This window comes from Calidifontimicrobium sp. SYSU G02091 (assembly GCF_022631395.1).
Taxonomy (GTDB): Bacteria; Pseudomonadota; Gammaproteobacteria; order Burkholderiales; family Burkholderiaceae_C; genus Calidifontimicrobium; species Calidifontimicrobium sediminis.
In genome coordinates this window covers 16,617-38,958 of record NZ_JALBGB010000011.1, presented here as the reverse complement: position 1 = coordinate 38,958, position 22,342 = coordinate 16,617, and the positions used below count along the sequence as shown (strand labels likewise).

General features: G+C 71.6%; 18 protein-coding genes. 11 read left to right on the top strand and 7 right to left on the bottom strand.

What is annotated here, in order from left to right; all coding sequences use genetic code 11:
* Window positions 1-136: 136 nt before the first annotated feature.
* The 5 genes from aceE (at window position 137) to MOJ79_RS08855 (ending at window position 9,526) form a co-directional block, all read left to right on the top strand.
* Window positions 137-2,863 (top strand): pyruvate dehydrogenase (acetyl-transferring), homodimeric type, encoded by a 2,727-nt coding sequence (gene aceE / locus MOJ79_RS08875; RefSeq protein ID WP_241923828.1) that lies wholly within the window; start codon window positions 137-139, stop codon window positions 2,861-2,863.
* Between the two features lie 93 nt (window positions 2,864-2,956).
* Window positions 2,957-4,321 carry a dihydrolipoyllysine-residue acetyltransferase gene (aceF, locus tag MOJ79_RS08870; RefSeq protein ID WP_241923827.1) on the top strand — a complete coding sequence of 455 codons (1,365 nt, stop codon included), beginning with the start codon at window positions 2,957-2,959 and terminating at the stop codon, window positions 4,319-4,321.
* A 13-nt stretch (window positions 4,322-4,334) separates the two neighbouring features.
* Window positions 4,335-6,137: a dihydrolipoyl dehydrogenase gene (gene lpdA, locus MOJ79_RS08865; RefSeq protein WP_241923826.1), complete on the top strand. Its 1,803-nt coding sequence runs from the start codon at window positions 4,335-4,337 to the stop codon at window positions 6,135-6,137.
* A 24-nt stretch (window positions 6,138-6,161) separates the two neighbouring features.
* A complete protein-coding gene (locus MOJ79_RS08860) occupies window positions 6,162-7,400 on the top strand; it encodes a lytic murein transglycosylase (protein ID WP_442863105.1) in 1,239 nt (412 codons plus the stop codon).
* Window positions 7,401-7,576: 176 nt separating this feature from the next.
* Window positions 7,577-9,526 (top strand): EAL domain-containing protein, encoded by a 1,950-nt coding sequence (locus MOJ79_RS08855; RefSeq protein ID WP_241923825.1) that lies wholly within the window; start codon window positions 7,577-7,579, stop codon window positions 9,524-9,526.
* Here MOJ79_RS08855 and MOJ79_RS08850 read toward each other — a convergent pair.
* Complete coding sequence (locus tag MOJ79_RS08850) at window positions 9,523-10,080, bottom strand: NUDIX hydrolase (RefSeq protein ID WP_119287215.1); 558 nt, start codon at window positions 10,078-10,080, stop codon at window positions 9,523-9,525. The two genes, MOJ79_RS08855 and MOJ79_RS08850, sit on opposite strands and share 4 nt — an antisense overlap.
* Window positions 10,081-10,178: 98 nt before the next feature.
* Between MOJ79_RS08850 and MOJ79_RS08845 the strand changes: the two genes are divergently transcribed.
* The 3 genes from MOJ79_RS08845 (at window position 10,179) to pgeF (ending at window position 12,491) form a co-directional block, all read left to right on the top strand.
* On the top strand, window positions 10,179-10,883 hold the full coding sequence (locus MOJ79_RS08845) for a fumarylacetoacetate hydrolase family protein (protein ID WP_241923824.1): 705 nt from the start codon (window positions 10,179-10,181) through the stop codon (window positions 10,881-10,883).
* 22 nt (window positions 10,884-10,905) lie between these two features.
* Window positions 10,906-11,544, top strand: a complete 639-nt coding sequence (maiA, locus tag MOJ79_RS08840; protein ID WP_119287460.1) for a maleylacetoacetate isomerase — start codon at window positions 10,906-10,908, stop codon at window positions 11,542-11,544.
* 221 nt (window positions 11,545-11,765) lie between these two features.
* Window positions 11,766-12,491 carry a peptidoglycan editing factor PgeF gene (pgeF, locus tag MOJ79_RS08835; protein WP_241923876.1) on the top strand — a complete coding sequence of 242 codons (726 nt, stop codon included), beginning with the start codon at window positions 11,766-11,768 and terminating at the stop codon, window positions 12,489-12,491.
* Here pgeF and MOJ79_RS08830 read toward each other — a convergent pair.
* Window positions 12,417-12,686: a hypothetical protein gene (locus tag MOJ79_RS08830; protein WP_241923823.1), complete on the bottom strand. Its 270-nt coding sequence runs from the start codon at window positions 12,684-12,686 to the stop codon at window positions 12,417-12,419. The genes pgeF and MOJ79_RS08830 overlap by 75 nt on opposite strands.
* A 156-nt stretch (window positions 12,687-12,842) precedes the next feature.
* On the opposite strand from MOJ79_RS08830, the gene phaC reads away from it, so the two are divergent.
* The 3 genes from phaC to phbB all read left to right on the top strand — a co-directional run bounded on the left by phaC (window position 12,843) and on the right by phbB (window position 16,586).
* Window positions 12,843-14,540, top strand: a complete 1,698-nt coding sequence (gene phaC / locus MOJ79_RS08825; protein ID WP_442863104.1) for a class I poly(R)-hydroxyalkanoic acid synthase — start codon at window positions 12,843-12,845, stop codon at window positions 14,538-14,540.
* Between the two features lie 32 nt (window positions 14,541-14,572).
* The gene (locus MOJ79_RS08820; protein WP_241923822.1) at window positions 14,573-15,751 is read left to right on the top strand and encodes an acetyl-CoA C-acetyltransferase; all 1,179 of its coding nucleotides are present in this window, start codon (window positions 14,573-14,575) and stop codon (window positions 15,749-15,751) included.
* 97 nt (window positions 15,752-15,848) lie between these two features.
* The gene (gene phbB, locus MOJ79_RS08815) at window positions 15,849-16,586 is read left to right on the top strand and encodes an acetoacetyl-CoA reductase (RefSeq protein ID WP_119355225.1); all 738 of its coding nucleotides are present in this window, start codon (window positions 15,849-15,851) and stop codon (window positions 16,584-16,586) included.
* 114 nt (window positions 16,587-16,700) lie between these two features.
* Here phbB and MOJ79_RS08810 read toward each other — a convergent pair whose 3' ends face one another.
* The 5 genes from MOJ79_RS08810 to map form a co-directional block, all read right to left on the bottom strand.
* Window positions 16,701-16,919 (bottom strand): DUF2788 domain-containing protein, encoded by a 219-nt coding sequence (locus MOJ79_RS08810; RefSeq protein ID WP_119287229.1) that lies wholly within the window; start codon window positions 16,917-16,919, stop codon window positions 16,701-16,703.
* 6 nt (window positions 16,920-16,925) lie between these two features.
* Window positions 16,926-17,711, bottom strand: coding sequence for a DUF2189 domain-containing protein (locus tag MOJ79_RS08805; RefSeq protein ID WP_241923821.1), 786 nt, complete (start codon window positions 17,709-17,711; stop codon window positions 16,926-16,928).
* A 66-nt stretch (window positions 17,712-17,777) separates the two neighbouring features.
* Window positions 17,778-18,860 (bottom strand): tRNA 2-selenouridine(34) synthase MnmH, encoded by a 1,083-nt coding sequence (mnmH, locus tag MOJ79_RS08800; RefSeq protein WP_241923820.1) that lies wholly within the window; start codon window positions 18,858-18,860, stop codon window positions 17,778-17,780.
* A 7-nt stretch (window positions 18,861-18,867) separates the two neighbouring features.
* Window positions 18,868-21,489 (bottom strand): [protein-PII] uridylyltransferase, encoded by a 2,622-nt coding sequence (locus MOJ79_RS08795; RefSeq protein WP_241923874.1) that lies wholly within the window; start codon window positions 21,487-21,489, stop codon window positions 18,868-18,870.
* A gap of 5 nt (window positions 21,490-21,494) precedes the next feature.
* Window positions 21,495-22,316 carry a type I methionyl aminopeptidase gene (gene map, locus MOJ79_RS08790; protein WP_241923819.1) on the bottom strand — a complete coding sequence of 274 codons (822 nt, stop codon included), beginning with the start codon at window positions 22,314-22,316 and terminating at the stop codon, window positions 21,495-21,497.
* Window positions 22,317-22,342: the final 26 nt, after the last annotated feature.

The following is a 22,342-nucleotide window of genomic DNA, read 5'->3' as shown; positions in this document are numbered from 1 at the left end:
AGCCCGCCGCGAGGGCTTGGACCACGGCACAATTTCGTAATATGCAATAATCTCGCACAATTTGGAATATCGGCCACCTTGTGCCAGAATCCACCGCGCCGCGACCGGCCCCCACGGCCCCACGAAGGAGACACGCATGTCGGCCCAGCCCCAGAACATCCTCCCCCTTGCCGCCAACGACCCCGACGCGCAGGAGACGCGCGAATGGCTCGACGCGCTCGACGCGCTGATCGAAGCCGAGGGCCGCGACCGCGCGCACTTCCTGCTCGAGCAGCTGCTCGAGGAGGCACGGCAGCACGGCATCGACCGTCCGTTCTCGGCCACGACGGGTTACGTCAACACGATCGAGCCCGAGGACGAGGAGCGCAGCCCCGGCAACCTCGAGCTCGAAGGCCGGCTGCGCGCCTACATGCGCTGGAACGCGATGGCGATGGTCGTCAAGGCCAACCGCCTCGAGTCGCCTGACGGCAGCGAGCTCGGCGGCCACATCAGTTCGTTCCAGAGCCTGGCGCACATGTTCGCCGCCGGCTTCAACCACTTCTGGCACGCCGACGACACCGACGCCGGCGGCACGCACGGCGGCGACCTGATCTACATCCAGGGCCATTCGGCACCCGGCATCTACGCGCGCGCCTTCATGGAGGGGCGGCTCACCGAGGAGCAGCTGCTGCACTTCCGTCAGGAAGTCGGCGGCAAGGGGCTGTCGAGCTACCCGCACCCGAAGCTGATGCCCGAGTTCTGGCAGTTCCCGACCGTCTCGATGGGGCTCGGGCCGATCATGGCGATCTACCAGGCGCGCTTCCTGAAGTACCTGCACGCGCGCGGCATCGCCGACACGAGCCGGCGCAAGGTCTGGGTCTTCTGCGGCGACGGCGAGATGGACGAGCCCGAGAGCCTGGGCGCGATCGGTCTGGCCGCGCGCGAGAAGCTCGACAACCTGATCTTCGTCATCAACTGCAACCTGCAGCGCCTCGACGGCCCGGTGCGCGGCAACGGCAAGATCATCCAGGAGCTCGAGGGCGACTTCCGCGGCGCCGGCTGGAACGTCATCAAGCTGCTGTGGGGCAGCAACTGGGATCCGCTGCTCGCGCGCGACAAGACGGGCGCGCTGCGCCGCGTGATGATGGAGACGCTCGACGGCGACTACCAGGCGTTCAAGGCCAACGACGGCGCGTTCGTGCGCAAGCACTTCTTCGGCCGCGACCCGCGCCTGCTCGAGCTCGTCGCGAAGATGAGCGACGAAGACATCTGGAACCTGCGCCGCGGCGGCCACGACGCGAACAAGGTCTACGCCGCGTTCCACAAGGCGAACAGCCACGTCGGCCAGCCGACCGTGATCCTCGTCAAGACGGTCAAGGGCTACGGCATGGGCAAGGCCGGGGAGGGCAAGAACACCGCGCACCAGACGAAGAAGCTGTCGGACGACGACATCCGCTACATGCGCGACCGCTTCAACATCCCGATCCCCGACAGCGAGCTGCGGAAGATCCCGTTCTACAAGCCGGCCGACGACACGCCGGAGATGAAGTACCTGCACGAGCGGCGCAAGGCGCTCGGCGGCTACCTGCCCAAGCGCCGCACGAGGAGCGACGAGCAGTTCACGGTGCCTTCGCTCGAGACGTTCAAGGCCGTGCTCGAGCCCACCGCCGAGGGCCGCGAGATCTCGACGACGCAGGCCTACGTGCGCTTCCTGACGCAGCTGCTGCGCGACCAGGCGCTGGGCCCGCGCGTCGTGCCGATCCTCGTCGACGAGGCGCGCACGTTCGGCATGGAGGGGCTGTTCCGCCAGGTCGGCATCTACAACCCGGAAGGACAGAAGTACACGCCGGTCGACAAGGACCAGGTCATGTACTACCGCGAGGACAAGGCCGGGCAGATCCTGCAGGAGGGCATCAACGAGGCGGGCGGCATGTCGAGCTGGATCGCCGCGGCGACGTCGTACTCGACGAACAACCGCATCATGGTGCCCTTCTACATCTTCTACTCGATGTTCGGGCTGCAGCGCGTCGGCGACCTCGCGTGGGCCGCGGGCGACATGCAGGCGCGCGGCTTCCTGCTCGGCGGCACCTCCGGGCGCACGACGCTCAACGGCGAGGGCCTGCAGCACGAGGACGGCCACAGCCACATCCTCGCCAGCACGATCCCGAACTGCGTCAGCTACGACCCGACCTTCGCGCACGAGGTCGGCGTGATCCTGCACCACGGCCTCAAGCGCATGGTCGAGAAGCAGGACAACGTGTTCTTCTACGTCACGCTGCTCAACGAGAACTACGCGATGCCGGGTCTGAAGCCGGGCACCGAGGCGCAGATCATCAAGGGCATGTACCTGTTCGCCGAAGGGCAGGCCAAAGGCAAGGATGCACCGCGCGTGAACCTGCTGGGCAGCGGCGCGATCCTGCGCGAGTCGATCTTCGCGAAGGAACTGCTCGAGCGCGACTGGGGCGTGGCGGCCAACGTCTGGAGCTGCCCGAGCTTCAACGAACTGACGCGCGACGGCCAGGACTGCGAGCGCTGGAACCTGCTGCATCCGACCGAGACGCCGCGCGTGCCGTTCGTGACGCAGCAGCTCGAGCCGCACGCCGGGCCGGTCGTCGCGTCGACCGACTACATGAAGAACTACGCCGAGCAGATCCGCGCCTTCATCCCGAAGGGCCGCAGCTACCGCGTGCTCGGCACCGACGGCTTCGGGCGCAGCGACTTCCGCCACCGCCTGCGCGCGCACTTCGAGGTCGATCGTCACTACATCGTCGTCGCGGCACTGAAGGCACTCGCCGACGACGGCGTGCTGCCGGCGGCCAAGGTCGCCGAAGCGATCCGCACCTACGGCATCGACGCCGACAAGATCAACCCCCTGTACGCGTAAGCGCGTCGCACGGCGCGCCCGGCAGCCCGGTCCGCGTCGCGACGGCGATGCGGCCGGCGACCGCCGGCGCGCCCCAAGCCCGGAGACAAGCCCATGGCATTGGTCGAAGTGAAAGTACCCGACATCGGCGACTTCAAGGACGTCGCGGTGATCGAGGTGCTCGTCAAGCCCGGCGACACGGTCAAGGCCGAGCAGAGCCTGATCACGGTGGAAAGCGACAAGGCGTCGATGGAGATCCCGTCGTCGGCGGCCGGCGTCGTCAAGGAGATGAAGGTCGCGCTCGGCGACAAGGTCAGCGAAGGCTCGGTGATCCTGCTGCTCGACGCGGCGGGGGCCGAGGCGGGGGTGGCGGCACCGGCACCCGCGCCTGCGGCGGCAGCCGCGGCCGCACCAGCGCCGGCCCCTGCGCCCGTGCCCGCGGCTACGGCGGCCGCGGCGCCCGTCCCCGCACCCGCCGTGGCGGCCGCACCGGCCACCGTGCCGCCGCCGGCACCCGAGCCGGCCGCGCCGGCGGGCAGGCTGCCGCACGCGTCGCCGTCGGTGCGCAAGCTCGCGCGCGAGCTCGGTGTGCCGCTCGACGAGGTGCCGGCCACCGGGCCGAAGGGCCGCATCACGCACGACGACGTGCACGCGTTCGTCAAGCGCGTGATGGCGGGCGACGTGCAGACCGCGGCAGCCGCGAAGAAGGCGCAGGCCGCGACGCCGGCGGCCGCCGCGGGTGCGCTGCCCGGGCTGCTGCCGTGGCCGCAGGTCGACTTCGCGAAGTTCGGCGAGGTCGAGCGCAAGGACCTGTCGCGCATCAAGAAGATCAGCGGCGCGAACCTGCACCGCAACTGGGTGCTGATCCCGCACGTCACGAACCACGACGACGCCGACATCACCGACCTCGAGGCGTTCCGCGTCCAGCTCAACAAGGAGCACGAGAAGGACGGCATCAAGGTCACGATGCTCGCGTTCATGATCAAGGCGGCGGTCGCGGCACTGAAGAAGTTCCCCGAGTTCAACGCCAGCCTGGACGGTGACCAGCTGGTGCTGAAGAAGTACTACCACATCGGTTTTGCCGCCGACACGCCGAACGGTCTCGTCGTGCCGGTGATCAAGGACGCCGACAAGAAGGGCATCCTGCAGATCAGCCTGGAGATGAGCGAGCTGGCGAAGAAGGCGCGCGACGGCAAGCTCTCGCCGGCCGAGATGAGCGGCGGCTGCTTCAGCATCAGCTCGCTCGGCGGCATCGGCGGGCGCTACTTCACGCCGATCATCAACGCGCCCGAGGTCGCGATCATGGGCGTGTGCCGCAGCAGCTGGGAGCCGAAGTGGGACGGCAAGCAGTTCGTGCCGCGCCTGATGCTGCCGCTGTCGCTGAGCTGGGACCACCGCGTGATCGACGGCGCCGCCGCCGCACGCTTCAACGTGTACTTCGCGTCGCTGCTGGCGGACTTCCGCCGCATCGCGCTGTGAGCGGGAGCGCACGATGGCCACGATTGAAGTGAAAGTGCCCGACATCGGCGACTTCAAGGACGTCGCGGTGATCGAGGTGCTCGTCAAGCCCGGCGACACGGTCAAGGCCGAGCAGAGCCTGATCACGGTGGAAAGCGACAAGGCGTCGATGGAGATCCCGTCGTCGGCAGCCGGCGTCGTCAAGGAGATGAAGGTCGCGCTCGGCGACAAGGTCAGCGAAGGCTCGGTGATCCTGCTGCTGGACGCGGCCGGCGCCGCGGCCGAAGCGCCGTTACCGGCGGCCGCAGCGCCCGCGCCCGCACCGGCGCCCGCTGCGGCGCCTACCCCGGCGCCGGTGGCCGCCAGCTACGGCGGCGGCGCTGATCTGGAGTGCGATCTGCTCGTGCTCGGCGCCGGGCCCGGCGGCTATTCGGCGGCGTTCCGCGCCGCCGACCTCGGCCTGAAGGTCGTGCTCGTCGAGCGCTACCCGACGCTCGGCGGCGTGTGCCTGAACGTCGGCTGCATCCCGAGCAAGGCGCTGCTGCACGTCGCCGCGGTGATGGACGAGGTCGCGCACTTCGCCGACCTCGGCATCTCGTACGGTGCGCCGACCATCGATGCGGCCAGGCTGCTCGCGCACAAGAACAAGGTCGTCTCCAAGCTCACCGGCGGGCTCGCGGCGATGGCCAAGATGCGCAAGGTGACGATCGTGCGCGGCTACGGCGCCTTCGTCGACCCGCACCACGTGCGCGTCGAGGAAACGACCGGCGACGGGCAGGACAAGACCGGCAAGACGATCACCGTCAAGTTCCGGCAGTGCATCGTCGCCGCCGGCTCGCAGGCGGTGCGGCTGCCGTTCCTGCCCGACGACCCCCGCATCGTCGACTCCACCGGCGCGCTGCAGCTGCGCCAGATCCCGAAGCGCATGCTGATCGTCGGCGGCGGCATCATCGGCCTCGAGATGGGCACGGTGTACTCGACGCTCGGCGCGCGGCTCGACGTCGTCGAGATGCTCGACGGCCTGATGCAGGGCGCCGACCGCGACCTCGTCAAGGTCTGGCAGAAGATGAACGCGCGCCGCTTCGACCACGTGATGCTGAAGACGAAGACGGTCGGCGCCGAGGCAACGGCCGACGGCATCCGCGTGACGTTCGAGGGCGAGGGTGCACCGAAGGAGCCGCAGCTGTACGACCTCGTGCTGCAGGCGGTCGGCCGCAGCCCGAACGGCAGGAAGATCGGCGCCGACAAGGCCGGCATCGCGGTCAGCGAGCGCGGCTTCATCCCGGTGGACGCGCAGATGCGCACCAACGTTGCGCACATCTTCGCGATCGGCGACATCGTCGGCCAGCCGATGCTCGCGCACAAGGCGGTGCACGAGGGGCACGTCGCGGCGGAGGTGGCCGCCGGCGTCCAGCTCGGCGACGACAGGCTCGCGAAGGCACGCTTCGACGCGCGCGTGATCCCGAGCGTGGCCTACACGGACCCCGAGGTCGCGTGGGTGGGTCTCACCGAGGACGAGGCCAAGGCCAAGGGCATCGCGGTCCAGAAGGGCCTGTTCCCGTGGACCGCGTCGGGCCGCGCGATCGCCAACGGCCGCGACGAGGGCTTCACGAAGCTGCTGTTCGACGCGCAGACGCACCGCATCGTCGGCGGCGGCATCGTCGGCACGCATGCGGGCGACATGATCGGCGAGGTGGCGCTCGCGATCGAGATGGGCGCCGACGAAATCGACATCGGCAAGACGATCCACCCGCACCCGACGCTCGGCGAGTCGATCGGCATGGCCGCCGAGGCGGCGCACGGCTCGTGCACCGACTTGCCGCCGCCGCGGCGCTGAGCGGCGGGCGTCTACGCTCACGGCATGGGTCGTTCCGTGACGCCGCCGGTGCCGCGCCGCCGCCGGTGGCTGGCGATGCGGTGCGCCGTGCTGGCGCTGGCCGTCGTCACCGCGTCGGCCCGCGCCGACGCCGACTTCGCACGCTGCCTGGCCGCACTGCAGTCCGACGCGCAGGCCGCCGGCGTCGAGCGCGAGACGTGGCAGCGGCACACCGCCGGCCTGCAGCCCGACCGCAGCGTGCTCGCGCGACTGGATTTCCAGCCGGAGTTCCGCCTGCCGATCTGGGACTACCTCGCCGCGCTCGTCGACGACGAGCGCATCGCCGACGGGCGGCTTGCACTCACCGCGCACGCCGAAACGCTCGCCGCAGTCGAGCGCCGCTTCGGCGTCGACGCGCAGACCGTCGTCGCGGTGTGGGGCGTCGAGAGCGATTACGGACGCAGCTTCGGCAGCTTCCCGCTGGTGCAGTCGCTGGCGACGCTGAGCTGCGAGGGGCGACGGCAGCGCTACTTCCGCGGCGAGCTGTTCGCGACGCTGCGCATCGTGCAGGCCGGCGACTTGCGGCCCGAGCAGCTCGTCGGTTCGTGGGCCGGCGCGTTCGGCCACACGCAGTTCATGCCCAGTACCTACGAGCGGCTGGCGGTCGACTTCGACGGCGACGGCCGGCGCGACCTCGTCGCGAGCATCCCCGACGCGCTCGCGTCGACGGCGCAGTTCCTGCAGCGCGCCGGCTGGCGCCGCGGCGAGCCGTGGGGCTTCGAGGTGCGACTGCCGCCGGGCTTGGACCTGCGCGGCGAGGGGCGCCGCGTCAAGCGGCCGCTCGCGCATTGGGCCGCGCAGGGGCTGCGCCGCGCCGACGGCACGGCGCTCGACGCGGGCGGGCTGCCGGCATCGACGCCGGCCGGGTTGCTGACGCCGGCCGGCGCCGACGGCCCGGCGTTCCTCGTGCTGCGCAACTTCGACGCGCTGTTCGGCTACAACGCGGCCGAGAGCTACGCGCTCGCGATCGCGCACCTGGCGGACCGGCTGCGCGGTGGCGGCCCCATCGTGCGGCCGTGGCCGACCGACGACCCCGGTCTGTCGCGCGCCGAACGGCGCGAACTGCAGGCGCTGCTCGCGGCGCGGGGTCACGACATCGGCCCGATCGACGGCATGCTCGGCGACAAGAGCCGCGCCGCGATCCGCGCCGAGCAGCAGCGCCTCGGCCACGAGGTCAGCGGTCGCGCAGGGCAGCGGCTGCTCGAGGCGCTGCGCCGGCCCTGAACTTGCCGGCGGGCGCCTCAAGTCGGCGCGTCCGCGGCCGATGACCGTGGCGACGGCGCCGCGTCCGGCGTGCGTCTTCCGCGCACCGTGGCCACCTCCTGCCTCCATCGCCCGTTCGCCAGCGCCTGCGCCCGCCTGCGCTCGCGCGGCGCCCGCGCACGCGGGGCGTCGACACCATGGCCGCCTCGCTGACGCGGCGCGTTGCCTTCGTCTGTGCCGCCAGCGTCGCGCTCGCGGTCGCAGCCGCCTGGATGCTCCACGTGGCGGCCGTGCGCGACCGCATCGAGTCCGACCGGCAGGCAACCCACCAGGCCGCCGCCGAGGTGCTGGCCGCTGCCCTGTCGGCGGTCGGCGGCGACACGCGCCGGCTCGACGCTGCGCTCGCGGCCGCCGCGCCCGCCGATGGCACGCTGCGGGTGCGACTGACGCGCGGGGACACCGCACCGGCGGCCGAGCGCAACACGCCGGCCCGGCCAGCGTCGGCGCCCGCCTGGTGGGTGCGCATCTGGGACATCGAGCCGGCGGCCGGCGTCGCCGCGGTGCGGCACGACGGCGTGACGGTGGCCACGCTGGAAGTCGCCGCGACGGCAGCGGCGCACGACGCGCTGTGGCACACGGCGCGCGCGATGCTGGCGGCCTCGGTCGCGGTCGCGCTGGCGGCGCTGGCTTTGGCCGGCGTCGTCGTGTGGCGGCTCGGCCGACCCTGGCGGCAGCTGCACGAGCAGGCCACACAGCTCGCGCTCGGACAGCGCGTGCAGGTCGACGTGCCGGCGCATCCCGAGCTGCGAGCGGTCGCCGAGTCGCTCAACGCGGCCGCGCAGCGCACGCGCGCGCTGTTCGAGGCGCAGGCGGCGCAGATCGACGCGCTGCGGCGTCAGGCCACCTGCGATGCCGACACCGGGCTGCTGCACCGTGCGGCCTTCGTCGAGCAGGTCCACGCGCTGCTCGGGCGCGAAGACGGCCCCGCGAGCGGCAGCCTCGTGATCGTGCGGCTCGCCGACCTGGCCGGCCTGAACCGCACGCTCGGCCGCGAGAGCGCCGACCGCGCGGTGCGCGTCGTCGCCGAACTGGTGCAGGCCTATCCGGCGCGCGTCGGCGACTGCCTCGCGGCGCGGCTCAACGGCGCCGACTTCGCGCTGCTGCTGCCGGCGCCGGGGATGGCCGCCGAGACCGCCGAGTCGATCGCCGGCGCGCTCGCGTCGGCGCTGGCTGGCATCGGCCGGCACGTGCACGTGCACGTCGGCGCGGTCGAGTTCGCGCACACGCGGGCGCTGGGCGAGCTGCTCGCCGCCGCCGACCTGGCGCTGGCACGCGCCGAGGCCGACGGCCCGTTCGGCATCCACGTCGTCGCCGCCGACTCCGCGCGGCATGGCGGCGAACACCACTGGTTCGAGGCGATCTCCGAGGCGCTCGCGCAGCGCCGTGTGCAGCTGGGCGCGCAGCCGGTGCTCGACGCGCAGCGCCGCGTCGTCCACGTCGAGTGCCCGCTGCGGCTGCAGTTGCGCGCTGGCGGACCCTTCGAGCCGGCATCCCACTGGCTGCCGCTGGCGCAGCGCAGCGAGCGCGTGCCCGAGGCCGACCTGTGTGCGATCACGCTCGCGCTCGAGGCCATCGCCGGCGACGCGCGGCCGCGCGCGGTGCACGTCGGCGCCGCGTCGCTCGCCGACGGCGGGTTCGCGATGCGCGTGCAGCACCGCCTGCGCGAGCGGCCGCCCCCGGCGGGCCGTCTGTGGCTCGACGTGCCCGAGCGCATGGCGGTCGAGCAGTTCGAGCTGCTCCAGCGATTCGCACAGCTGGTGCGGCCGCTGGGCGTTCGCGTCGGCCTCGCGCACGCGGGCCTGCGGCTCACGCGCATCGAGCGGCTGTACGAGCTGGGCGTCGACCACGTGAAGCTCGACGCGTCGCTGTGCGCGGGCGTGGCGTCGAGCGAGGTCGCGCGCCACGTCGTGCGGGCGACGGTGGCGCTGCTGCGTCCGCTGTCGCTGCGCGTCTTCGCCGAGGGCGTGGCCGACGCACGCGACGCCGCCGTGCTGTTCGACCTCGGGCTCGACGGTGTCGGCGGGGCTTGGGCGCACGCACCCGCCGCACCGGCGGCGGCTGCCGTCGCGGCGCCTTCGGCCGGCTAAGCGATATCCTCGCAGTGCACGCCGTGCTCGCCGAAGCGCCCGCGGCGGCGGTCGGCGAAGAAGCGCTGCAGCGTCGCGCGCACGGTGCGGAAGGCGATCTCGTCCCACGGCACCTCGTGCTCGCGGAACAGCTGCGCCTCGATCGTCTCGGGGCCGGGCGCGAAGCGCGTGTGGCGCAGCGTCGCCAGGTAGAAGAAGTGCACCTGCCCCGCGCGGGTCACGTTGAGCACCGTGAACAGCGGACCGAGGTCGATCTCGGCACCGGCTTCCTCGACCGTCTCGCGCAGCGCGCCTTCGGCCGTCGTCTCGCCGAGCTCGAGGAAGCCGGCCGGCAGCGTCCACAGCCCCTTGCGCGGCTCGATGTTGCGCCGGCACAGCAGCACCTGGTCGCCGCCCCACACCGGCACCGTGCCGACGACGTTCAGCGGGTTCTCGTAGTGGACCGTGCCGCACGCCGGGCACACCGCGCGCGGTCGGTTGTCGTCGGCCGGCACGACGTGCTCGACCGCGGTGCCGCAGGCGCGACAGTGCTTGATCTGGCTGCGGTGCAGCATCGCACCAGTGTAGCGTGCACCCACGCGCCCAGCGGCCCTCAGGGACGGCGGACGCGCCGCTGCATGGCATCATCCGGCGCCTGTTCCAGGAGCCCGCGATGTCCGCCACCGCCCCTCTCGTCGTACCCGCCGTGCCATCCGTGCTCGTGCCGGTGGCCGGCGGCGGCGCGTTTCCCGTGCACCGCATCTACTGCGCCGGCCGCAACTACGCCGAGCACGCGAAGGAGATGGGGCACAGCGGGCGCGAGCCGCCGTTCTTCTTCATGAAGCCGGCCGATGCGATCGTCGTCGTGCCCGCCGGCGAGACCGGCGCGATCGACTACCCCGGGCTGACGGCGGACCTGCACCACGAGGTCGAGCTCGTCGTCGCGATCGGCCGCGGCGGCCGTGACATCGCGCCCGAGCAGGCCGGCGAGCACGTCTACGGCTACGCGATCGGCCTGGACATGACGCGGCGCGACCTGCAGGCCGAGATGAAGAAGCAGGGCCGGCCGTGGGAAATCGGCAAGGCGTTCGAGCAGTCGGCGCCGATCGGGCCGATCCACCCGAAGGCGGTCACCGGCACGCTGACGCACGGTGCGATCACGCTGTCGGTCAATGGCCAGCCGCGCCAGCGCGGCGACCTCGGCGACCTGATCTGGAACGTCGACGAGACGATCGCCGCGATCAGCCGCGCTTGGGCGCTGGCACCCGGCGACCTGATCTACACCGGCACGCCGGCGGGCGTCGGCGCCGTCGTGCGCGGCGACGTGATGGAAGCGGCGATCGAGGGCCTCGGCACGCTGCGCGTGGCGGTGCGCTGAGGCGGGGAGGGCGGGTATGCCGATGCAGCTGTACAACTACTTCCGTTCGTCGGCGTCGTACCGCGTGCGCATCGCGCTCGCGCTCAAGGGCCTCGAGTACGACTACGTCGCCGTCAACCTGCCGGCCAACGAGCAGATGGCCGAGTCGTACGCCGCGGTCTCGGCGTCGCGGCTGGTGCCGTTGCTCAAGGACGGCGACCGGCTGCTGACGCAGTCGCTGGCGATCATCGAATACCTCGACGAGACGCACCCCGAGCCGCCGCTCCTGCCCCAGGACCCGCTGGGTCGCGCGCGCGTGCGCGCGCTCGCGCTCGACGTCGCGTGCGAGATCCACCCGCTGAACAACCTGCGCGTGCTGCGCTACCTCGTCCACGACCTGAAGGTCAGCGAGGACGACAAGAACCGCTGGTACCGCCACTGGGTCGAGACCGGGCTGGCCGCGATCGAGCGGCAACTGGCCGACCGTCCGGCCACCGGGCGCTTCTGCCACGGCGACACGCCGACGCTGGCCGACATCACGCTGGTGCCGCAGATCCACAACGCGCTGCGCTTCGAGTGCCGGCTCGACCACGTGCCGACCGTGATGCGCATCTTCGAGCACTGCATGACGCTCGACGCGTTCGCGAAGACGCAGCCGTCGGCGTGCCCGGATGCGCGCTGACGCGCCCGAGCACGGCAGCGCCCGCGGCGCGCCGTCGCGAGGGCACGGCGTCCGCGCAGCGGGGCAACCCCATCCGCGGCCGCCGCTGGCGGCGTCGTGCAGCACCGGCCGTCGGGGCCGCCCTGGCGGTGCGCACGCCTGAGGTGGCGACCTTTCACATCGACCCTGTGCTGGGTGACGTGCTCGTGCCCGCCTGGGACGTCGACGGCGTCGGCGCGCTGATGACGACGCGCGCCGGCGGCGTCAGCCGCGCGCCGTGGGACACGCTGAACCTCGGCACCGCGGTCGGCGACGATCCGGCCGCCGTCGCCGAGAACCGGCGGCGCTTCGAACGCGCGCTCGGCGTGCGGCCCGTCTACCTGCGTCAGGTCCACGGGGCCGGCGTGGTCACCGTGACCGCCGACGACGCCGTCGGCGACCCGCCCGAGGCCGACGGCGCCGTGACCGACCGCTTCGGCGTCGCCTGCGCCGTGCAGGTGGCCGACTGTCTGCCGGTGCTGTTCGCGGCGCCGCACGGCCGCGCGGTCGGCGCGGCGCACGCCGGCTGGCGCGGGCTCGCCGCCGGTGTCGTCGAGCGCACGCTCGAGCGCGTCTGCGCGCTGGCCGGCTGCGCGCCGCGCGACGTGTGCGCGTGGCTCGGACCGTGCATCGGCCCGCGGCAGTTCGAGGTCGGCGCCGACGTGCTGCAGGCGTTCGGCGCCGACCCGCTGGCGCCGCAGGCGCATCCGCGCTTCGTGCCGCGGCCCGGCGTCCGCCCCGCGGACGGCCGCCCGCGCTGGCTGGCCGACCTCGCCGCACTGGCGCGCGACCGGCTCACCGCCGCCGGCGTCACGTCGATCGACGGCGCCGGCGCGTGCACCGTCGAGGAGCCTTCAAGGTTCTTTTCGTTCCGCCGCGACGGCGTCACCGGCCGCCATGCCGCCGCCGTCTGGCGACGCGGCGGCTGACGGCGAGGCAGCCGCCTCCCGCCGAGCACGGCGCCGCGCCGGGGTGCCGAGCACGTACATCACGACGGCCAGCGGCAGCAGGCCCCAGAACACGAGCGTGAACAGCGCGCCGAGCACGGTGCCGTTGACCGAGAGGGCTTCGGCCAGCACCACCATCCCCACCACGTACATCCAGGCGATCGGCACCAGGTACATCACGGTCCTTCACGCGTCGTGCGCCAGGCGGCGCGCGTGTCCCTTCGGGATTTCCCGGGTCATGCTTCGGTAAGCATCTGCGGGTACAAAGTGACGACAGAGCGAGTGCGCCGCGCCATCCGACGGTGGCCAGGCGCCGACGAACGAGGAGACCCCGTGCCGACCCGCCCCCCTTCGACCCCGACGCCGCAAGGCGACGCCGCGCAGGCCTTCGGCTCCGCCGTGGCCGAGACCTGGAAGTCGTTCTCGGGCCTGAGCCTGCCGCCCAAGGCCCTGGCGCAGCTGCAGGGCGACTACCTGAAAGAGGCTACCACCCTTTGGAACTCGGCGCTCGAGCGGCTGCAGGCCGCACCGGGCGACAAGAGCCAGCCCCTGCCCGACCGCCGCTTCGCCGGCGAGGACTGGGCCGCCAACCCGGCGGCGGCTTACCTCGCGCAGCTGTACCTGCTCAACGCGCGCACGATGATGCAGCTGGCCGAGTCGCTCGAGGGCGACGAGAAGACGCGCCAGCGCGTGCGCTTCGCGGTGCAGCAGTGGATCGACGCCGCGAGCCCGAGCAACTTCCTCGCGCTCAACCCCGAGGCGCTGCGCAAGGCGCTCGAGACGCAGGGCCAGAGCATCGCGCAGGGCATGCAGATGCTGCTGAAGGACCTGCAGCAGGGTCATGTGTCGCAGACCGACACCAGCGTGTTCGAGGTCGGGCGCAATGTGGCCACGACCGAGGGCGCGGTCGTGTTCGAGAACGACCTGATCCAGCTCATCGAGTACAAGCCGCTGACGGCCAAGGTGCACGAGAAGCCGTTCCTGTTCGTGCCGCCTTGCATCAACAAGTACTACATCCTCGACCTGCAGCCGGACAACTCGTTCATCCGCTACACCGTCGAGCAGGGCCACCGCACCTTCGTGATCAGCTGGCGCAATCCCGACGAATCGCTCGCGCACAAGACGTGGGACGACTACATCGACGAGGGCCCGATCGCGGCGATCCGTGCGGTGCAGGCGATCACCGGGCAGCAGGCCTTCGACATGCTGGGCTTCTGCGTCGGCGGCACGATCCTCGCGACGGCTCTGGCGGTGCTCGCCGCGCGCGGCGAGCAGCCGGCGTCGAGCCTGACGCTGCTGACGACGCTGCTCGACTTCAGCCACACCGGCATCCTCGACGTGTTCGTCGACGAGGCGTCGGTGCAGTTGCGCGAGATGACGATCGGCCCCGACGCACCGGGCGGCCCGAAGCTGCTCAAGGGGCGCGAGCTGGCCACGACGTTCAGCTTCCTGCGTCCGAACGACCTGGTGTGGAACTATGTCGTGGGCAACTACCTCAAGGGGGAGTCACCGCCGCCGTTCGACCTGCTGTACTGGAACGGCGACAGCACCAACCTGCCCGGCCCGATGTACTGCTGGTACCTGCGTCACACTTACCTGCAAGACGAGCTGAAGATCCCCGGCCGGTTGACCACCTGCGGCGAGAAGGTCGACCTCGGCAAGATCAAGGCGCCGGTGTTCATCTACGCGTCGCGCGAGGACCACATCGTGCCTTGGGAGTCGGCCTACAAGAGCACCGCGCTGCTCAAGGGCAAGAAGCGCTTCGTGCTCGGCGCCAGCGGCCACATCGCCGGCGTCATCAACCCGCCGGCCAAGGGCAAGCGCAGCCACTGGGTCAACGATGCGCTGCCGGCGTCGGCGCACGAGTGGCTCGCCGGCGCGAAGGAGGTGCCCGGCAGCTGGTGGCCCGACTGGGCCGCGTGGGTCAGGCCGCACGCCGGCAAGCTGGTGCCGGCGCCGAAGACCTACGGCGGACACGGCTACAAGGCCATCGAGCCCGCCCCCGGCCGCTACGTGAAGCAGAAGGCCTGAATCACCGTTCCCACCATCACCGGAGACCCACCATGACCGACATCGTCATCGTTTCGGCCGCGCGCACCGCGGTCGGCAAGTTCGGCGGCACGCTCGCCAAGATCCCGGCCACCGAACTCGGCGCGGTCGTCGTGCGCGAGGCGATCGCGCGCGCGAAGCTGGACCCCGCGCAGGTCGGCGAAGTGATCATGGGCCAGGTGCTCGCCGCCGGCGCCGGCCAGAACCCGGCGCGCCAGGCGATGATGAAGGCCGGCGTGCCGAAGGAAACGCCGGCGCTGACGATCAACGCCGTCTGCGGCTCGGGGCTGAAGGCCGTGATGCTCGCCGCGCAGTCGGTGGCCACTGGCGACAGCGAGATCGTCGTCGCCGGCGGCCAGGAGAACATGTCCGCGAGCCCGCACGTGCTGCTCGGCAGCCGCGACGGCCAGCGCATGGGCGACTGGAAGATGATCGACTCGATGATCGTCGACGGCCTGTGGGACGTCTACAACCAGGTCCACATGGGCATCACGGCCGAGAACGTCGCGAAGGCGCACGGCATCACGCGCGAGATGCAGGACGCGCTCGCACTGGCCAGCCAGCAGAAGGCAGCCGCCGCGCAGGCAGCGGGCAAGTTCCGCGACGAGATCGTCGGCGTCACGATCCCGCAGAAGAAGGGCGAGCCGATCGTCTTCGCCAGCGACGAGTACATCAACACGAAGACCAGCGCCGAGGCGCTCGCCGGGCTGCGTCCGGCCTTCGACAAGGCCGGCAGCGTGACGGCGGGCAACGCGTCGGGGATCAACGACGGGGCTGCGGCGGTCGTCGTGATGAGCGCGGCCAAGGCCGCCACACTCGGCCTGAAGCCGCTGGCGCGCATCGCCAGCTACGCCACCAGCGGGCTGGACCCGGCCACGATGGGCATGGGCCCGGTGCCGGCGTCGAAGAAGGCGCTCGCGCGCGCGGGCTGGAGCGTCGGCGACGTCGACTTGTTCGAACTCAACGAGGCGTTCGCCGCGCAGGCCTGTGCGGTCAACAAGGTGCTCGAGGTCGATCCGGCCAAGGTCAACGTCAACGGCGGCGCGATCGCGATCGGCCACCCGATCGGCGCGAGCGGCTGCCGCATCCTCGTGACGCTGCTGCACGAGATGCAGCGCCGCGACGCGAAGCGGGGGCTGGCCGCGCTGTGCATCGGCGGCGGCATGGGCGTGGCGCTGACCGTCGAGCGCTGACGGGCAGCCGCCACACTGCGGGGCAACCCGCTTGACCGCGCTCGCGGCCAGCGGGACCCTCGAGGCATCGGTTCGAACGACGACGAAGGAGCGAGCAATGACACAGAAAGTGGCTTACGTGACCGGCGGCATGGGCGGCATCGGCACGGCGATCTGCCAGCGGCTGGCCCGCGACGGCTTCAAGGTGATCGCCGGCTGCGGGCCGAGCCGCGACTACCAGAAGTGGCTCGACGAGCAGAAGGCGCTGGGCTACACGTTCTACGCGTCGGTCGGCAACGTCGCCGACTGGGACTCGACGGTGGCGGCGTTCGCGAAGGCCAAGGCCGAGCACGGCCCGATCGACGTGCTGGTCAACAACGCCGGCATCACGCGCGACCGCATGTTCCTGAAGATGACGCCCGAGGACTGGAGGGCCGTCATCGACACCAACCTGAACAGCATGTTCAACGTGACCAAGCAGGTGCTGCCCGACATGATCGAGAAGGGCTGGGGCCGGATCATCCAGATCAGCTCGGTCAACGGCGAGAAGGGCCAGGCCGGCCAGACCAACTATTCGGCCGCCAAGGCCGGGATGCACGGCTTCACGATGGCGCTGGCGCAGGAGGTGGCGGCCAAGGGCGTGACGGTCAACACCGTGAGCCCCGGCTACATCGGCACCGACATGGTCCGCGCGATCAAGCCGGAGATCCTCGAGAAGATCATCGCGCAGATCCCGGTCAAGCGGCTGGGCACGCCCGAGGAGATCGGCTCGATCGTCGCCTGGCTCGCCGGCCCCGACTCGGGCTTCACGACGGGCGCCGACTTCAGCTGCAACGGCGGCCTGCACATGGGATGACCGCAGGCGCAGCCTGCGCGTGTCCCGACGGCTCCCCTGCCCGCTACGGGAGGGGGCGCTGGCCCAAAAACGAGAACGCCGGCATCCGCCGGCGTTCTGCTTCTGGGGCGCCGTTCACTCGCCGATGCCGGCGAGGAAGTACTTGATCAGACCCTTCGCAGCGAAGCCGAGCAGGCCGAAGCCGAGGACGAGCAGCAGCACGAAGGTGCCGAACTTGCCGGCTTTCGACTCCCGCGCGAGCTGCAGCACGATGAAGATCATGTACAGCATGAAGGCCGTGACGCCGAACGTCAGGCCGAACCAGGCGATCTGCTCCTCGTCGAATCCGAACATGGCGCCTCAGGCCGACTCGGGCAGCGACGTCGTGTCGACGAGGTCGCGGTAGGCGTGCCAGCTCGCGTGCGCGAGCCACGGCACCGCCACCAGCAGGCCGACCATCCCGGCGGCGATCGCCACCGCCGTCATCGTCATCAGGATCGCCGCCCACAGCGCCAGCGGCAGCGGGTGCTCGACGACGGCGCGCCAGCTCGTCAGCACCGCGCGCCAGATGCCCACCGGCCGGTCGAGCAGCAGCGGAATGGCGACGACGCTCGATGCGAACACCGGCGCCGCGAGCGCGCCACCGAGTACGAGCCAGGCCTCGAACAGCAGCGACTTCGGCGCCAGCACGACGACGTGCAGGAAGTCGCGCGGGTTGCGCACCGGCGCGTCGGCGAAGACGGTGATCAGCGCCGCCGACGTCAGCACCCAGCCGGTGCCGGCCGCCGCCAGCAGCACGCCGAAAACGACGAGGCGCCGGTCGCGCGGCCGCCACGTGCGCAGCGCGGTGCGCATGTCGACACGCTCGCCGCGCTCGAGGCCGCGGCTGATCGCGTACAGGCCCGTCGCGAGCACCGGTGCCAGCAGCAGGAACCCGCTGAAGGCACCGGCGAGCAGCCAGAAGCGGTCGTACGCGAGCACGAACAGCGCGGCACCGAACATCGCTATCGCCGCGCCGTGGATCAGGCCGGGGCCGGGACAGCGTGCGAAATCGTCCCACCCGCGCGACAGCCAGCGCCACGGCGACGACAGCGTGATCGGGCGGATCGGCAGCGGCTGCGTGGAGGGGGCGGCGTCACGCGTCATCGTGGCCGCGATCCTGCCACGACGTCGCGTCGCGGCGATTGAGCGATGTCAAGCGCCACGGCGTGCTCAGCGGCCTCGGTCGCCGCGCGCCACGAGGTCGAGCACGTCGCGCGCCGCCGCGGCGAGCGCCGGCGCGTCGTGTCCGCGCAGCGTGAGCCGCGGCGCGGCCGCACGGCCTGCGAAGTGGCGGGCCATCGAGCGCTCGTACAGCGGGTCGTAGTGGTGCTCCATCAGGTCGGCGAAGGTCTCGGCCCAGCGCCCCGCGCGTGCCAGCGCCTGCCAGCGGTGCACCTTCGCGTGGCCCGCAAGCGGCACCAGCGCCGCCAGGCGCCGGCAGAACTGCTCGGGGTCGCGCGTGAAGAAGGCGTACTCCTCGAGCAGCAGCGCGATGCGGCCATCGAGCGCCAGCTCGACCTCGATGCAGCGGCCGTGCTCGCGCATGCGCGCGATCAGCGCGTCGGGCAGGTGCAGCGCACCGATCTTGCGGCTCTCGCTCTCGACGAACACCGGCCGCGCCGGGTCGAGGCTGCGCAGCGCCTGCCACAGTCGCGTCTCGAAGCGCTTCTGGCTCGGCTGCGGCGCGCCGGGCACGGCGCCGAGCACCGAACCGCGGTGGCACGCCAGCGCCTCGAGGTCGAGCACCTGCGCGCCGGCCGCACGCAGCGCGTGCAGCAGCCGTGTCTTGCCGCTGCCGGTGCGCCCCGTCAGCACGTGCAGCGAGAGCGCCACGGGCAGCCGGTCGAGGTCGGCGCGCACGACGCTGCGGAACGCCTTGTAGCCGCCCCTGAGCTGCTGCGTGCGAAAGCCGATCTGGTCGAGGAACCAGGCCAGCGAGCCCGAGCGCTGCCCGCCGCGCCAGCAGTACACGAGCGGTCGCCAGTCGCGCGGCCAATCGGCGACCCAGCGCTCGAGGTGGTCGGCGATGCGGCGCGCGACCATCGCCGCGCCGACCTTGCGAGCCTCGTGCGGCGAGACCTGCTTGTACAGCGTGCCGACGACGCGCCGCTCGCGGTCGTCGAGCACCGGCCAGTTGACCGCGCCCGGCAGGTGGTCCTCGGCGAACTCGGCCGGCGAGCGCACGTCGATCACGGCATCGACGCCAGCCGCACCGTCGGCGACGGCGCGCGCTTCGACGAGTGCGATCGCCATGCGTCGATCAGCCCGCGGGCTGCGGCGCGACGGCGTCGAGCAGCTCGCTCTCGATCTGCAGCTGCGCCTTGGCCTGCTGCAGCTCGGGGCCGTCGACGAGGAAGGTGTCCTCGACGCGCTCACCCAGCGTCGTGACCTTGGCCAGCTGCAGGTTCACGCGGTGGCGCGCGAGCACGCGCGCGATGCTGTACAGCAGCCCCGAGCGGTCGCTCGTGCTGATCGACAGCAGCCAGCGCTGCGCGCGCTCGTCGGGGCGCAGCGACACGCGCGGCGTCACCGGGAACGAACGCACGCGACGTGACAGGCGTCCGCGGCTCGGCTCGGGCAACGGCGCGTCGCTGAGCAGCGCGCGTTTGAGGTCGGTCTCGACGAGCGCGGTCAGGTCGCGGTAGTTCGGCGTGTTCGGCGGCTCCATCTGCGGATGGATCACCTGGAACGTGTCGAGCGCGTAGCCGGCGCGCGTCGTGTGGATCTTGGCGTCCTGGATGTTGAAGCCGGCGCCGTCGAAGTAGCCGCAGATGCGCGCGAACAGGTCGGGCCGGTCGGGCGCGTAGACCAGCACCTGCAGCCCCTCGCCGAGCGCCCACGGCCGTGCGCGCACGACCGGCTCGGCCGTGTTGACGTGGCGCCACAGCACGCGGGCGTGCCACGCGATGTCGCTCGCGTCGTGGCGCGCGAAGTAGCTGACCTCGAGCGTGCGCCACAGCGGCTGCTCGGTGTCGGGCAGCATCGACGCGAGCGCGAGCATCGAGCGCGCCTCGGCCTTGCGTGCTTCGATCTCGGCGTCCATGTTGGGCTTCGCGCCGCCGAGCGCACGCAGCGTCTGGCGGTACAGATCCTCGAGCAGCTTGCCCTTCCAGGCGTTCCACACCTTCGGGCTCGTGCCGCGGATGTCGGCCACCGTCAGCAGGTACAGCGCATTGAGCCGCCGCGGGTCGCCGACGAGCCTTGCGAACGCGGCGATGACCTCGGGGTCCGACAGGTCCTCCTTCTGCGCGATGCGCGACATGCTCAGGTGGTGCTGCACGAGGAACTCGACGAGCTTCGCGTCGTCGCCGCCGACGCCGTGCTGGCGGCAGAAGCGCCGCACCTCCATCGCGCCGAGGTCGGAGTGGTCGCCGCCGCGCCCCTTGGCGACGTCATGGAACAGCGCCGCGATGTACAGCAGCCACGGCTTGTCCCACTGCAGCGCGAGCTGCGAGCAGAACGGGTACTCGTGCGCGTGCTCGGGGATGAAGAAGCGGCGCACGTTGCGCAGCACCATCAGGATGTGCTGGTCCACCGTGTAGACGTGGAACAGGTCGTGCTGCATCTGGCCGACGATGCGGCGGAACACCCACAGGTAGCGCCCGAGCACGCTCGTCTGGTTCATCAGCCGCAGTGCGTGCGTCTGCCCGCCGTGCGGGTGCTGCAGGATCTGCATGAAGGTGCGGCGGTTGACGGGGTCGCGGCGGAACGACGCGCCCATCTGCTCGCGCGCGTTGTACAGCGCACGCAGCGTGCGCGCCGACAGCCCCTTGATGCCCGGCGTGCGCTGGAACACGTGGAAGGTCTGCAGGATCGCGTGCGGGTCGCGACGGTACAGGTCGTCGCTGGCGACCTCGAGCATGCCGCCGCGGTCGAGGAAGCGCGCGTCGTCGAGCGGACGCATCGGCGCGCCTTCGCTGCCGCTGATGCGCTCCTCGATGTTGAGCATCAGGATCTGGTTGAGCTGCGCCACCGCCTTGGCGGCCCAGTAGTAGCGGCGCATCAGCACCTCGGAGGCGCGCTGCGACGGCGTCGACGCGAAGCCGAAGCTCGCCGCCACCGCGGTCTGCAGGTCGAACACGAGGCGGTCCTCGCGCCGCCCGGCCACCAGGTGCAGCCGCGCACGGATCAGCTTGAGCAGCCCCTCGTTGCGTTGCAGCTGCTTGACCTCGAACGGCGTGACGAGCCCGTTGGCGGCGAGCTCGCTCCAGTTGCGCCCGAGGCCCGCGGCGCGCGCGACCCACACGATGACCTGCAGGTCGCGCAGCCCGCCGGGGCTTTCCTTGCAGTTGGGCTCGAGCGCGTACGGCGTGTCCTCGTACTTGACGTGGCGCTGCTGCATCTCGAGCGTCTTCGCGCGCAGGAACGCACGCGCGTCGATGCTCGCGTCGTGCGCGCGGCGGAACGCGTCGAAGGCACGGCGCGCGCCACACAGGTAGCGCGACTCGAGCAGCGCGGTGCGCACCGTCACGTCGCGCTCGCTCTCGGCGAGGCACTCGTCGAGCGTGCGCACCGACGAGCCGATCTCCAGGCCGATGTCCCAGCACGCGGTGATGAAGCCCTCGATCGCCTCGCCGTGGCGCAGCTGCGCGTCGGCGTCGGGCAGCAGCACGAGCACGTCGACGTCGGAGTAGGGGTACAGCTCGCCGCGTCCGTAGCCGCCCACCGCGACCAGCGCCGCACCGGGCGGCATGCCGGCGCGCTGCCACAGCGTCGCCAGCGTCGCGTCGACGTGGCGTGCCAGCGCGCGCAGCAGCCGCGTGGCGGCAGGCGCCGTCGGGCGCGCGGCGCGGAACTGCTCGAGCAGTGCAGTCTTGCCGTCGCGGAAGCGCTGGCGCAGCTCGCCCAGGCTGGCGGCGGCGCCGAGCGGCGCGGCGGGCATCGCGCTCACGCCGCGGCCGGCAGCGGCGCGCGCGCGAACTCGGGCGGCGGCGGGCTGCCGGCCGATACCGTCAGCACCTCGTAGCCGCTCTCGGTGACGAGCACGGTGTGCTCCCACTGCGCCGACAGCGAGCGGTCCTTCGTGACGATCGTCCAGCCATCGCCGAGCTCGCGGATCTCGCGCCGGCCGGCATTGATCATCGGCTCGATCGTGAAGATCATGCCCGGCTTGAGCTCCTCGAGCGTGCCGGGCTGGCCGTAGTGCAGCACCTGCGGCTCCTCGTGGAACTTGCGCCCGACGCCGTGGCCGCAGAACTCGCGCACGACGGAGTAGCCTGCCGCCTCGGCGTAGGTCTGGATCGCGTGGCCGATGTCGCCGAGCCGCGCGCCCGGGCGCACCTTGACGATGCCCTTCCACATCGCCTCGTAGGTGATCTGGCACAGCCGCTTCGCGGCGATCGAGCCCTCGCCGACGATGTACATGCGGCTGTTGTCGCCGTGCCAGCCGTCCTTGATGACGGTGACGTCGATGTTGACGATGTCGCCGTTCTTCAGCGGCCGGTCGTTCGGGATGCCGTGGCAGACCTGGTGGTTGACCGACGTGCACAGCGACGCCGGGTACGGCGGATAGCCCGGCGGCTGGTAGCCCAGCGTCGCGGGGATGCCGCCTTGCACGTGCACGATGTGGTCGTGCGCGATGCGGTCGAGTTCGAGCGTCGTGACGCCGGGCTTGACATGCGGCGTCAGCAGGTCCAGCACCTCGGACGCGAGGCGGCACGCGGTGCGCATCGCGTCGATTTCGGCGCCGGTCTTGATCGGAATCGTCATGGGCCGGGATTATCCCATCACCCCCG